This is a genomic window from Stenotrophomonas sp. YJH_SMC_127 (assembly GCF_059372445.1).
Map to the genome: position 1 here is coordinate 161,037 of NZ_JCAFVO010000001.1, position 12,412 is coordinate 173,448.

The 12,412-nt window shown below is 67.1% G+C and carries 11 protein-coding genes; 4 read left to right on the forward strand and 7 right to left on the reverse strand.

What is annotated here, in order from left to right; translation table 11 throughout:
* Nucleotides 1–242: 242 nt before the first annotated feature.
* The 4 genes from AC5QAB_RS00715 to AC5QAB_RS00730 all read right to left on the reverse strand — a co-directional run bounded on the left by AC5QAB_RS00715 (nt 243) and on the right by AC5QAB_RS00730 (nt 5,136).
* Nucleotides 243–3,299: a TonB-dependent receptor gene (locus AC5QAB_RS00715; RefSeq protein ID WP_032960107.1), complete on the reverse strand. Its 3,057-nt coding sequence runs from the start codon at nt 3,297–3,299 to the stop codon at nt 243–245.
* Between the two features lie 79 nt (nt 3,300–3,378).
* Complete coding sequence (locus tag AC5QAB_RS00720; protein ID WP_495233102.1) at nt 3,379–4,416, reverse strand: LacI family DNA-binding transcriptional regulator; 1,038 nt, start codon at nt 4,414–4,416, stop codon at nt 3,379–3,381.
* Nucleotides 4,417–4,564: 148 nt separating this feature from the next.
* Entirely contained in the window at nt 4,565–4,840 is a 276-nt protein-coding gene (locus AC5QAB_RS00725) for a BolA family protein (RefSeq protein WP_014647753.1), read from the reverse strand.
* Nucleotides 4,837–5,136 (reverse strand): YciI family protein, encoded by a 300-nt coding sequence (locus AC5QAB_RS00730; RefSeq protein ID WP_014037825.1) that lies wholly within the window; start codon nt 5,134–5,136, stop codon nt 4,837–4,839. The genes AC5QAB_RS00725 and AC5QAB_RS00730 overlap by 4 nt, the downstream gene beginning before the upstream one ends.
* A 375-nt stretch (nt 5,137–5,511) precedes the next feature.
* Here AC5QAB_RS00730 and AC5QAB_RS00735 point away from each other — a divergent pair, with 375 nt between their 5' ends.
* Genes AC5QAB_RS00735 through AC5QAB_RS00745 form a run of 3 tightly spaced genes read left to right on the forward strand, consistent with a single transcriptional unit; the run spans nt 5,512 to nt 8,939 of the window.
* A complete protein-coding gene (locus tag AC5QAB_RS00735; RefSeq protein WP_014647754.1) occupies nt 5,512–6,420 on the forward strand; it encodes a segregation and condensation protein A in 909 nt (302 codons plus the stop codon).
* 13 nt (nt 6,421–6,433) lie between these two features.
* The gene (gene scpB, locus AC5QAB_RS00740; RefSeq protein WP_049406013.1) at nt 6,434–7,309 is read left to right on the forward strand and encodes an SMC-Scp complex subunit ScpB; all 876 of its coding nucleotides are present in this window, start codon (nt 6,434–6,436) and stop codon (nt 7,307–7,309) included.
* A complete protein-coding gene (locus tag AC5QAB_RS00745) occupies nt 7,302–8,939 on the forward strand; it encodes a pseudouridine synthase (RefSeq protein ID WP_197561847.1) in 1,638 nt (545 codons plus the stop codon). The genes scpB and AC5QAB_RS00745 overlap by 8 nt, the downstream gene beginning before the upstream one ends.
* Nucleotides 8,940–9,054: 115 nt before the next feature.
* On the opposite strand, the gene AC5QAB_RS00750 is transcribed toward AC5QAB_RS00745, so the two are convergent.
* Nucleotides 9,055–9,843, reverse strand: a complete 789-nt coding sequence (locus AC5QAB_RS00750; protein ID WP_164109466.1) for an AraC family transcriptional regulator — start codon at nt 9,841–9,843, stop codon at nt 9,055–9,057.
* A gap of 90 nt (nt 9,844–9,933) precedes the next feature.
* Here AC5QAB_RS00750 and AC5QAB_RS00755 point away from each other — a divergent pair, with 90 nt between their 5' ends.
* Entirely contained in the window at nt 9,934–11,064 is a 1,131-nt protein-coding gene (locus AC5QAB_RS00755; RefSeq protein WP_100450333.1) for an MFS transporter, read from the forward strand.
* On the opposite strand, the gene AC5QAB_RS00760 is transcribed toward AC5QAB_RS00755, so the two are convergent.
* Together AC5QAB_RS00760 and AC5QAB_RS00765 are read right to left on the reverse strand one after the other, a co-directional pair.
* The gene (locus AC5QAB_RS00760; protein ID WP_197561846.1) at nt 11,051–11,485 is read right to left on the reverse strand and encodes a hypothetical protein; all 435 of its coding nucleotides are present in this window, start codon (nt 11,483–11,485) and stop codon (nt 11,051–11,053) included. The genes AC5QAB_RS00755 and AC5QAB_RS00760 overlap by 14 nt on opposite strands.
* A 111-nt stretch (nt 11,486–11,596) precedes the next feature.
* Entirely contained in the window at nt 11,597–12,403 is an 807-nt protein-coding gene (locus tag AC5QAB_RS00765) for an amidohydrolase (protein ID WP_049406008.1), read from the reverse strand.
* Nucleotides 12,404–12,412: the final 9 nt, after the last annotated feature.

The window sequence follows — 12,412 nt, forward strand, 5'->3', positions numbered from 1 at the left end:
GCGCGGTTCCTCCGGTGGTCTGATCGATGGGAAAGCATACCGTCCAATGATCTGAAATCGTTTACAAGGTGTGTGCTTAAAAAACCACGAAAAACGTGGCCTGACACCGCGATCATTGCCCACGCCGCTGCCCCCTGGCCGGCAGCGGCGTGGGCAATGGACCGGCACGGGGCCGGCCATTGCCGTTTTCACCGATGCCGCCAGCGAGCCGGCGGCATCGGGTCATGCATCACCGCCCGGGCTTAGAAGCGGAAGCCCACTTCGGCCTTGACCTGGCGCGGAGTACCGATGATGTCGCCGGTCTCGTTGTAGCTGGCCTGCAGCTTGCCGTTGGTCTTGACGTAGTTGTAGGTGGAGAAGTTGTCGAAGTTGAACACGTTGATGATGTCCAGGCGGGCGTACAGCTCAGTGTTGCCCGGCATCTTGAACGTCTTTGTCGCCTGCAGGTCGACCGAACGGTAGCCGAAGATCTTGCCGCCCACCAGGAACTTGCCGGTTGCGTTGGGCACGGCCGCCTGCGGAGTCGGCAGCGTGTAGCCGCTGGCCTGCATCACCGGGTACCAGTCGTTGACGGCGGTCGGGGTGGCCAGGGTGATCTTGCCGCCGAAGGTGATGCCCCAGAAGCCCGCGTACGAACCGGTCACCACCAGGCGGTGGCGCGGCGCGCCGTTGGAACGGATGGTCGGGTAATCACCGATCAGACCGCGATCAAAGGCGTACTTCTCGTTGATGTCACGGTTGTGGCGCGCGGTGGTCCAGGTATAGGCGATCGAGGTGCCCCAACCGCTTTCCTTGGTGAACGGCTTCTGTGCCGACAGCAGGACCTGGGTGGCACGGGTCTTGATGCCCTGCTGGCCGATGATCAGGCTGCCGAAGCCCGGCACGTTGCAGCTCCAGGCCTGGCTCAGGCCCGGGGAGGTGCCACCACACAGGCGCGGATCATCGAAGAACTGGCCGGTCGGGTAGCGGTTGCCCAGGGTGAAGGCGAAGCCGTCGTAGCTCAGGGTTCGAGCGATGGTGGCGTCGGTCAGCCAGTCGCCGATCTGGTTGCTCATGCCCAGGCTGAACTGATCCGAGTACGGCGCCTTCAGCTTGTTGTTCAGCAGGTCCACTTCCAGGCCGGCATTGCTGGTCGCGCCGACCAGTGCCTGCAGGTTGCCGATGCCGTTGAGCAGGTTCGGGTTCCAGTCATAGCAGGCGGCCTGGCCGTTGATGCAGGCGCCGGTGGCCGGGTTGCGGAAGTAGATGGTCGGCTGCGGCAGCGCCAGCTTGGTGGTTTCCAGCTGCAGGTTGTCGAACAGGTCACGGTCGTAGGAACGGCCGGCACCACCGTGGATCACGTGCTGCTCGTCGGCATTGATGTCATACGAGAAGCCCAGGCGCGGCTGCCAGGCATCCTTGAATGCCTTGCGGTTGTGACCGTTGCTGATGTAGTCGCTGATGTCCAGGCCGCCCAGTGCCAGCGAATCGGCATAGGTCTGGCCGGCGGGAGCGCGCGGATCCTGCGAATAGATGGCGTCGACCACCTGCTGCGGGGTCACGAAGTCCAGGTAGGACGGGGTCTTTTCGTAGTCCCAGCGCAGGCCGATGTTCAGCTGCAGGTGGTCGTTGACCTGCCAGTCGTCCTGGATGAACACGCCGTACTGCTTGGACTTCGAACGCACTTCGCCGGACACACCGGTCACGCCGGTCACCGGCTTGACGAACTGCGCCTTGTACGGAATGGAATCGGGGAAGTCCGGATCACCCAGCGAGTAGGTGAAGGTCGGGTTGATCTGCGCCGCATCGGACGCGTACAGGTCGATCTGCTTGTACTTCACGCCCATCTTGATGGTGTGGTCGCCCGCCCACTGGATGCCATCCAGGGTCAGGTTGTCTTCGATCGACCAGCCCTTCTGGCCCTTCACCTGCGAATCCAGTGCCGAGGCGCCACCGATCTTCACGATGGTGCGGTCTTCCGGGCCGTCCGGTGCGGTGTAGGTGATGCCGTTGGCCAGCGTCAGCGGGGTCGGATTGTTGAACGAATCTTCGTGGGTGACCATCAACTCGTTGTAGTAGCGCTCACCGCTGTGGTTCCAGCGCAGGGCATAACGACGGTCGGTGTTGACCACTTCACGGCCGGCTTCCGGCGAGGTCTGGCCGCTGAACTGCGACTGGGTTTCGTCGCGGTCCTGGAAGGTCAGCTCGATGCGGTCGTTGTCGGTCGGCTCGAAGTCGATCTTGCCGAAGATCAGATCCTGCTGGAACGGCTGGCTGGCCGGGCCGAGGCCGGCGGCACCGGCGGGCGGCAGCAGGCCGGCAGCGCCGGTGACCGCGCCATCCGGCGCGATGGTGACCGGCAGGTCGAAGCGCTTGGCTTCGTAGGTCACGAAGAAGTGCGCCTTGTCCTGGATGATCGGGCCGCCCAGGGCGAAGCCGTATTCCTTCTCGGCCGAGACCATCTTTTCCTTGCCACCCTGACGCTCTGCCGGGGTCTTGGCACGCATGTCTTCATCGGTGTAGCGGTAGAACGCCTCGCCCTTGAACTCATTGGTGCCGGACTTGGTCGCAGCCGTCACCGCGGCGCTCGACACCTGGCCGTACTCGGCCTTGTAGTTGCCGCTGATGACCTTGTATTCGCCGATGGCCAGCTGCGGGAACGGGTTGCCGGCGCTGCCGGACTGGCCGGCCACGCCGCCGCCCTTGACGTAGCTCTTCTGGCCTACGCCGTCGATGTACACGTTGGTGCCGTCGGCATTGGTGGCGCCGCCGCGCAGCGAGGTGTTGCCCTTGGCATCGCGGGTGAAGATCAGGCCCGGCACCGCGTCGGCGAACTCCAGGAAGTTGCGCGAGACCTGCGGGGTGGTCTGGATTTGCTGCAGGCTGACGGTCTTGCCGACTTCGGAGGTGCGCACTTCCTGCAGCAGGGTCGGCGCGACGACGTTGACGGTGTCCAGGTTGGTGGCCGCGGTCGAACCGGGGGTGCTGCTGGCGGCACCGGCAAAGTTCAGCGTCGCAGTCGAGGCCACGGTGACGGTGACCTTCTGGGTCTGGCCGTTGGCGACCACGTCATAGGTACCCGGGTCCAGGCCCATCAGCGAGTAGCTGCCGTCGGCGCGGATGGTGCCACGGCGGACGGTACCGGTGGCCACGTTGGTGGCGGTCACTTCGGTACCTGCCTGGGCGCCGGCAACCTGGCCGCGCAGGCTGGCGTTGGCCGACTGCGCCATGACGTTGGGGGCGGCGGCCAGCATCAGGCAGCTGACCAGTGCGGTGCTCAGCAGCCGGCGCGCCGGCATGCGGAAGGTGGTATGCATCATCAACTCAATCTCCGGGTGGCGGTAACCGCTTGCGCGGTCCCTGCGATCAGTCAAAAAAAAAGAAGGAACGCCTCTGGCTTCAATGGCCGGATGGCGGAGTGGTGGAATCGCGAACTATCAAGCGGGGAACCAGGGTCTGCTTGTCCCCTGTCCCATCCGTGGAGGTGCCGTCCATCAACTGCATCAGGCGCGTCATGGCCCGGTCGCCGAGCTCGGCGATGCTGACCTGCATGGTGGTCAGCGACGGGTGGACGAAACGCGCCAGTGGAATGTCATCGAAACCTGCCAGGGCAACATCGGCCGGCACACGGACACCAGCCTGCGTGAACGCGTACAGGCAGCCCAGGGCCATCATGTCGTTGGCGGCGAACACGGCATCGGGCAGCGTTCCGGCTGCCAGCAACTCCTGACCGGCGCGATGGCCGGAAGCTTCGTCGAAATCACCGGGCAGCTCGATGCCTTCGGCGCCACTGCCAAACGCCACCAGCGCGTCACGGAAGCCGCGCAGGCGCTCGCGCGCGTCGAAGTTGAGGTCCGGGCCAGAAATGAAGGCAATGCGGCGGTGGCCGGCGTCCAGCAGGTGGCGGGTCATCGCCATCGCACCGGCGTGGTCGTCGATGCTCAGCACCGGATGGTCCTGCCCGGGCAGATAGGTGTTGATCAACACCGTCGGCAGCGACTGCGGCAGGTTGTCGGTCAGGAAGCCCGGGCTCTCGGCATAGGGCGAGAGCACCAGCAGGCCGTCGACGCGGCCCCGCATGGCACGCAGGGCGGCGCCCTGCTGTTCCTGGTCGCCGTGGTAGCTGGACACCAGCAGGTGCTGGCGGCGGTTGCGGGCCACGCCGTCGATGCCGCGCATCAGTTCGGAGAAGAATTCGCCGTACAGGTCAGGCAGCACCACGCCCACCGTATTGGTGCGGCGGCTGCTCAGGCTGCGGGCGGCGGCATGCGGGGTGTAACGCAGCCGTGCGGCCACCTCCAGCACAAGCTGGCGGACCGGTTCGGCGACATTTTCATGCCCGTTGAGCGCGCGGGAAACCGTGGCCACGGAGACCCGGGCTTCGCGTGCGACGTCTTTGATTGTGATAGCTGCCTTGTTCACGAAGCCGCCCTCCACGGCTTGGACCTACCAGCATTGGCGCGGAATGTAAGCGTTTCCATCTGGGCTTGTAAACAGTCCGTTAGGCGAATGTCCCGAAATGGACATGAAAACCTGTCCGTGGCCAGGCCCTTGCGGACCCGCCAGGACAGTGCGGGACAAGGGCTCAGCCCTGTTCTGACGGGGTATGTGCGCGGATGGACAGCGCGTGGATATCGGTGTCCATCATCGACCCCAGCGCGGCATAGACCGCGCGATGCCGGGCCAATGGAGCCAGTCCGGCGAAGCGTTCACTCACCACATGGACGTTGAAATGGCCGCGCCCGTCGCGCGCGCCGGCATGGCCGGCATGGCGATGGCTGTCATCCTCGATCTCGAGCACGCTGGGTGCCAGCGCCTGCTGCAGCGCATCACGGATCCGCTCGATCCGTTCCGCGTTCACGGCAGGACCTTGCGGAACGGGCGTACCTGCACGCGGGTGTAGACGCCGGCAGCCACGTACGGGTCGGCATCGGCCCAGGCCTGGGCCTGCGGCAACGACTCGAACTGCGCGATCACCACCGAGCCGCTGAAACCGGCCGGGCCCGGGTCTTCACTGTCCACCGCCGGGCACGGGCCGGCCAGCAGCAGGCGTCCCTCGTCGCGCAGCGCGTGCAGCCGCGCCAGGTGTTCCGGCCGCGCCTGCAGCCGCTGCGCCAGCACATCCTGGCCGTCATACCCTTCGATCACATACCACACCGGCATTTCCTCGCTTGCGTTGTCGGGTCCGCAGATTCTAGCCAATGCAGCCCCCGCCCCGGTCCGGCTGGACACTGGCGCGGCAAAGGCTTACCCTAGACTCCATTGCACGTGGCTGGATGCAGCGGCCCGTCGGTTTTTGCGGCCAACGCAGCCCCCGACGACCGTCCCGCTGCTTCAAACCGGACCACCCGGCCGGGCCACGTAGACGACCTCCCCGTAGTTCTGTCGCTGCCGTTTACCGCGGCGCGTCCCGCTGTTTGATATGTGTGGAATCGCGCCGATCCCGGCGTGTCTGGCGCCTTGGGGCTCCGTGGCGTTGGCCCGGCGAACCCGGTGCCGCGACTGGTCCGTTGCAATCCTGATCTCCATTAGATGACTTCCGAACTCGCGCTCGACGCGAACCCGCCAACCCGGCCGCCCGCCCCCCAGCAGCAGGAAATGCCGCTGGCCGTGGTGCATGGGCAACCGGTCCTGCAGATTCCGCAGGACCTGTACATCCCGCCGGACGCGCTGGAAGTCATCCTGGACGCCTTTGAAGGCCCGCTGGACCTGCTGCTGTACCTGATCCGCCGCCAGAACCTGGATGTACTGGACATTCCCGTTGCCGAGATCACCCGGCAGTACGTGGAGTACATCACCGTGATGCGCGAGCTGCGCTTCGAGCTGGCGGCCGAATACCTGGTGATGGCCGCGATCCTGGCCGAGGTGAAGTCGCGGATGCTGCTGCCGCGCCCGGTCAGCGAGGAAGGCGATGAAGCCGACCCGCGCGCCGAACTGGTGCGCCGGCTGCAGGAGTACGAACGCTTCAAGCAGGCCGCCGAGAACATCGACGCCCTGCCCCGCCAGGACCGCGATACCACCGTGGCACATGCCTTCATGCCCGAACGTGCCACGGTGAAGCTGCCGCCGCCGGTGGACCTGAAGGAAATGCTGCTGGCCCTGCACGACGTGCTCAAGCGCGCCGAGCTGTTCAGCGGCCACGCCATCAAGCGTGAGGCACTGAGCGTGCGGCAACGCATGGGCGAAGTGCTGGGACGCCTGGAAGATGGCAAGTTCTATCGTTTTGAAGGGCTGTTCACCGCCGAAGAAGGCAAGCTGGGCGTGCTGGTCACGTTCCTGGCGGTGCTGGAGCTGGCCAAGGAACAGCTGCTGGACATCGTCCAGGAAGAACCGCTGGCGCCGATCTACGTGAAGTCGCTGGCGGCCGGCAACACCAATGCCCCGCTGCAGTTCAGCAGCGAGTTCGACGACAACGACGACGACGCCAATGCAGACGAGTGAGCGCTGACTGCCGATGGATCAATCGCTGATCAACCGCATTGTCGAGGGTGCCCTGCTGGCTTCCAGCCAGCCGCTCACCCTGGCCCAGCTGAAGGACCTGTTCCCGGAAGAGGAACCGGCACCGCCGGGCAGCATCGAACGTGCGCTGGAACGCCTGCGCGAGGCCTGCGAAGGCCGCGGCGTGGAACTGGTCGAGGTCGCCTCCGGCTTCCGCTACCAGGTCACCGGCGAAGTGCATGGCTGGATCAGCCGGCTGTGGACCGAACGCAAGACCCGCTACACCCGTGCCACCCTGGAAACCCTGGCGCTGATCGCCTACCGGCAACCGATCACCCGCGGCGAGATCGAACAGGTGCGCGGCGTGGCGGTCAGCAGCAACATCATCCAGGCGCTGGAAGAACGCGAGTGGATCCGCGTGGTCGGCCACCGCGACGTGCCCGGCAAACCGGCGCTGTTCGGCACCACCAAGGGCTTCCTGGACTACTTCGGGCTGAAGCGGCTGGACGAACTGCCGCCGCTGTCGGAGCTGAAGGACCTGGGCGAGCTGGAACCGCAGCTTGCCCTGGACCGCGATGCGCCGGCCGTCGCCGGTGCCGAGGGTCCGGACATCTCGGCCGGCGCCGATGGCGCTGCCGCGAACGATGACGCCGGCCTGGCCGGCAGTGACACCCCCGATTCCGCCGATGCAGCCCCTGCGTCGGCCACCGATGAGCAAGCACCTTCGCCCCTCGATGATGGGCACCCCGATTCCGCGCCGGGCGAGCGCGCGGTGCCAGTGAACGAACGCGAAGACAACGCCGTCGCGATGACGACCGTGGCTGTTGACCAAGCCGATTCCGAACCAGAGGCCGACCTCGAAACCGTCGGCCGGAGCAAAACTGATGAGTGACACCCCCCGTAACAAGCTCTCGCTGAAGCGCGAAGCCACCTCCGAACAGTTCAAGCTGGAAGAACGCCTGCACAAGGTGCTCGCCCAGGCCGGCCTCGGCTCGCGCCGCGCGCTGGAACAGCGCATCGCCGAAGGCCTGGTCAAGGTCAACGGTGAAGTCGCGCAGACCGGCATGTCGGTCAAGAGCGGCGACAAGATCGAACTGGATGGCCGCGGCTTCGTCGCCACCGCCCTGGCCGAGCCGTCGCGCGTGCTGGTCTACAACAAGCCGGAAGGCGAAGTGACCACCCGCGATGATCCGGAAGGCCGCCCGACCGTGTTCGAGTCGCTGCCGCCGCTGAAGGGCGCGCGCTGGATCGCCATCGGCCGCCTGGACATCAACACCACCGGCCTGCTGCTGGCCACCACCGACGGTGAGCTGGCCAACGCCATGATGCACCCGTCGTTCGAGGTCGAGCGCGAGTACGTGGTGCGCGTGCGTGCGCCGGAAGGCGAGGAAAAGGTCTCTGACGCCATCGTCGACCGCCTCACCCGTGGCGTCGCGCTGGAAGACGGCCCGGCCAAGTTCGATGAGATCGAACGCATCGGCGGCACCGATTCGCACGACTGGTTCCGCGTCGTGGTAAAGGAAGGCCGCAACCGCGAAGTGCGCCGGCTGTGGGAGTCGCAGGGCTGCCAGGTCAGCCGCCTGAAGCGCACCCGCTATGGCAAGGTGAGCCTGCCGCGCGAACTGGCCCGTGGCCATTCGGTGGAACTGGGCACCACGCAGGTTGAAGCCCTGCGCGCCCAGCTGAAGCTGGAAGAAGGCGCACCGTCGGCACTGACGCTGCAGCCGGTGATCGGCCAGCGCCGCGCCGCCAAGACCACCGTGCGCGTGCGCGAAGGTGGCCGTGGCAACGCCTACGTCAACGGCCACAACACCGCCGACGAAGGCCGCGAGCTGCGTCGTTTCGACAACGTCCGCGAAGACCGCGGCCGTGGTCGCGGCGGCAAGGGTGGCGGCTTCAAGGGCGGCCTGACGGTCAGCGGTGAAGCGGCGGCCAAGCAGTCGCAGAAGCCGTTCAAGCAGCGCGCGCCGAAGAATGATCGTTCGCTGCCGGAAGGCAATCCGGCCGCGTTCCGTACCTGGTACGTGCCGGACGGTGTCAGCACCGGCCCGAGCGGCCATCGCAATGCCGGTCCGGGCGCACGTGGCCCGGGTGCCCGTGGTCCGGGCGCAGGCGGCCAGGGCCGTCCGTACGGCAAGCCGAAGGGCCCGGGCGCAGGTGCCGGTGGCGGCCAGGGCCGTGGCGGCTTTGGTGGTGAAGGCCGTGGCGGCGCAGGCGGCCAGGGTCGTCCGGCCGGTGGCGGCAACCGCTCGCAGGGCCAGGGCAACAAGCACCCGTACGGTCATCCGGGCAACGCGCCGAGCTTCCCGTCCGACCACGCCACGCCGGGCTTCAACCCGTATGGCAGCCCGAAGCCGGCACACGGCGCCCGTCCGGGCGGTCGCGGTCCGGGCGGCGGTAACAACCGCGGCCCGGGTGGTAACCGTGGTCCCGGTGGTCCGGGTGCCAACCGAGGCCCGGGCGGCCCCGGTGGCAACCGCGGTCCCGGCGGCCCGCGCCGCAGCGGCCCGCGCGGCGGCTGATCGGCAGCCACGTTGAAATGCAGAACCCCGGCTCCGGCCGGGGTTTTTCTTTGAAAAGGGGACGGAGGGGATTAAGTCGTTTTCGCCACGCTGTGCGTCGAAGGGCGAAAGCGACTTAATCCCCTCCGTCCCCTTTTGCGTGTCGCTGGAAAGCGGCGGGCGTGGTGCCGGTCATGCTGCGGAAAAAGGCGATGAACGGGCTCTCGGCGGAAAAACCAGTGTCCTGCGCAACGTGCCCGATGCGATGGCCAAGCAGCAGCAGCTCCATGGCGCGCATCAGGCGCCATTGCTGGCGCCAGGCCTGGTAGCCCATGCCGGTGTCGCGTTGCATCAACCGGCCGACCGTGCGCACGCTCAGGCCCGCACGCGCGGCGAGCTCACCCAGTTCAGGCGGCAACTGCTCGGCCAGCGGCAGGCAGCGCGCGATGCGTGGATCGCGTGGCAGCGGCAGGTCCATCGGCGCCACCGGTGCGGCGGCGATCTCCAGCACGCACAACGCCAATTGATGGTGCGCGCGTGGCGCCCGCCAGTCATGGTCGAACGGCGCCTGCGCGATCGGTTCCAGCAATGCCTGCAGCAGGGGGCCGACGCCGATGATCGCCGGCTGCTGCGGCAGCCGTGCCGACAACATGGCATCGAAATACAGCGAGCGGTAGTCCACGGCCTGGCGCATCTGTGCGCGATGGCGCAGGCTGCCGGGAATCCATGCCGCGCGCGAGGGCGGCAGCAGGCTGATGCGGTCGCCGAAGGTCAGCCGCGTGCAGCCCTGCCGGGTGTACAGCAACTGCGCGCGCGCGTGCTGGTGCCAACCCGAATCATGATCGGCCAGCGACGACGCGATGCCCAGCACCGGTGCGCTCCAGGCATCCGCATCGAAGTGCGCATCCGGTTGCAGCCACGCCATGTCCGATTTCATCCATTTCCTGGCCGGACCGACAGAGTGCGCCACTCCGCCGGCCACCACAATACGCGGCCCTGTTTGCGGAGCACCCGCATGTCGCGTCGCCTGTTGTTGCTCACCATCGCGCTACTGATGTTCCCCCAGTTGGCGCAGACCCTGTACAGCCCGGCCCTGGCCGACCTCGCCGGGCGCTTCGCACTGCCCCCCGGCGCCGCCAGCCAGGCCATGAGCCTGTACCTGTTCGGTTTTGCCGCCGGTGTCCTGCTATGGGGGCGGCTGGCCGACCATGTCGGTCGTCGCCCTGCCCTGCTCTGCGGCCTGGCCGTGTTCGTACTGGCCGCCTGCGGCGGCCTGCTGGCCAGCACGTTCGGCCAGGTCCTGCTGGCGCAGGCACTGGCCGCACTGGGTGCGGCGGCGGCCTCGGTGGTAACCCAGACCGTACTGCGCGATCACCTGAAGGGTCCGGCGTTGGCGCAGGCGTTCTCGTGGATCGGCATGGCGCTGGCCTTGAGCCCGGCGATCGGGCTGGCACTGGGTGTGCTGCTGGTGGACAGCCATGGCTATGCCGGCGTGCAGGCCGGCCTGCTGCTGATGGTCAGCCTGCTGATGCTCGGATGCGCAACGGGCCTGCGCGAGAGCCGCCCTGCGGAAGTCGCGCACACCCCCATGCTGCCACTGTTGTGGCAACTGCTGCGTGATCGCTGGATGTGGTCACAGGCGCTGCTGGTGATGGCGTTCAACGTGGCGATGTACAGCTGGTACGCGCTGGGCCCGTTCGTATTCGAACGCCTGCACTGGCCGCTGGCCTGGTTCGGTGCCAGCGGCGCGCTGCTGGCGCTCGGCTCGGCGCTGGGTGCATGGGGCAATGCTCGCCTGCTGCGCGCAGGCGTTGCCTCCGCCACGCGCATCCGGCTCGCCGCAGGACTGGTGCTGGCCGGTGGCCTGTTGGCTGCCTTGCTGCACAATCAGCCGGCACTGGTCGCGGCGATGGTACCGGTGGTGGCCGGGTTCGGCCTGGCCATTCCCAATGTGCTGGGCCAGGCCCTCCGCGGATACCCGCACTGCCTGGGCAGCGCGGGCGCCCTGTTCGGCCTGCTCTACTACCTGTTGATCGGCGTGGCGATGGCCGTGGTCGGTGCACTGCAACTGCTGGCACCGACACTCATCGTGTGCGGCCTGCTTGCATTGTGGCTGCAGCGGCCGGCACGGCTCAGCGCCGGCTGATGGTGAAGGCGGCGCCGTCCACGCCCAGATCCCAGCCCTTGCCGGTGCCGGACAGGGCCAGCGAGATGTCGCCCTTGATCATCACCTGCGCGTTGCTGGACTTCACGGCACCCGCATGCGCGCCAACCGAGGCGTAGGTGCCCAGCAGCTCGTTGACGCTGACGGCGCCGGTGAAGCTGCCACGGCCATTGGTGATCTTCGACTTGCCCACGGTCAGGCCGCCGCCCTTCACTTCGATACGCACCGGCAGGCTGGTGCCGTTGCTGCAGCTGACCGTGCCGTTGCCGGAAGCGGTCTTGTAGATCAGTGACCAGCCGGACAGGTTGTAGCGCAGCTGGCAATCGAGGTTGCCGGCGGCGTGCGCGGCCGGGGCCAGCGTGGCAGCGGACAGGGCCAGCAGCAGGGCGAAGGGCTTGTTCATGGCAGGACTTCCAGTTCGGTCGGACTGCCGGCGAATCTAGCAGCGCGCGCGTGCACGCTGGATGCAGGCGCGCGCGCTGCGTGGCAGGCATTCAGCCGCCGTCGTGCTGTTTCAGGCCTGCTCGTCCAGGTGGAAGGCATCAGCATCGAGCATCGCCGGGAAACGCGCGCGATGTGCAGCCAGTGCTTCGGCCGAAATGGTGGTGGTCACCACCTGTTCGCGTTCGCGGATCTCCACCTGCGGCTGGCCGAGGAAGTCGATCACCGCGCTGTCGCCGGCGTAGTGCAGCTGGTTGCCGTCCACGCCGACGCGGTTCACCGCCGCCACGAAGCACAGGTTCTCGATCGCCCGCGCACGCAGCAGGGTCTTCCATGCATAGGCGCGCGCCGACGGCCAGTTGGCGACGAAGATCTGCAGGTCGAAATCCAGCTGCTGCGGGCGTTCGACGTTGTAGCGGTTGCGGCAGAACACCGGGAAGCGCAGGTCGTAGCAGACCTGCGGATTGATCCGCCAGCCCTTCCATTCCACGCTCAGGCGCTCACGGCCGGCGGCATAGCGCTCGTGCTCACCGCCGTAACGGAACAGGTGGCGCTTGTCGTAGTACTGCAGGCCGCCCTCTGGCGTTGCGAACAGCAGGCGGTTGTAGACGCCGTTGCCCTCGCGCAGCTGCACGCTGCCGATCACTGCCGCGTTCAAGGCCCTGGCCTGTTCGCGCACCCAGGCCACGGTCGGCCCGTCCATTCCTTCGGCCTGGGCGATGGCGTCGTTGGAGAAGCCACTGGTGAAGGTCTCCGGCAGGATCACCAGATCGGTGCTGCCGGCCAGCGGTGCCAGCAACGCACCGTAGTAGGCGCGGTTGCCGGCCGGGTCATGCCAGCGGGTGTCGCCCTGGACGAGGGAAATGCGCAGGTCCTGCATGTCCGTGTC

Bases quoted from the DNA above. Each gene is read 5' to 3' on its own strand.
- scpB (WP_049406013.1), top strand. From the start codon at position 6,434: ATGGATCAATCGCTGATCAACCGCATTGTCGAGGGTGCCCTGCTGGCT.
- AC5QAB_RS00755 (WP_100450333.1), top strand. From the start codon at position 9,934: ATGTCGCGTCGCCTGTTGTTGCTCACCATCGCGCTACTGATGTTCCCC.
- AC5QAB_RS00745 (WP_197561847.1), top strand. From the start codon at position 7,302: ATGAGTGACACCCCCCGTAACAAGCTCTCGCTGAAGCGCGAAGCCACC.
- AC5QAB_RS00765 (WP_049406008.1), bottom strand. From the start codon at position 12,403: ATGCAGGACCTGCGCATTTCCCTCGTCCAGGGCGACACCCGCTGGCAT.
- AC5QAB_RS00760 (WP_197561846.1), bottom strand. From the start codon at position 11,485: ATGAACAAGCCCTTCGCCCTGCTGCTGGCCCTGTCCGCTGCCACGCTG.
- AC5QAB_RS00735 (WP_014647754.1), top strand. From the start codon at position 5,512: ATGACTTCCGAACTCGCGCTCGACGCGAACCCGCCAACCCGGCCGCCC.
- AC5QAB_RS00715 (WP_032960107.1), bottom strand. From the start codon at position 3,299: ATGATGCATACCACCTTCCGCATGCCGGCGCGCCGGCTGCTGAGCACC.
- AC5QAB_RS00750 (WP_164109466.1), bottom strand. From the start codon at position 9,843: ATGGCGTGGCTGCAACCGGATGCGCACTTCGATGCGGATGCCTGGAGC.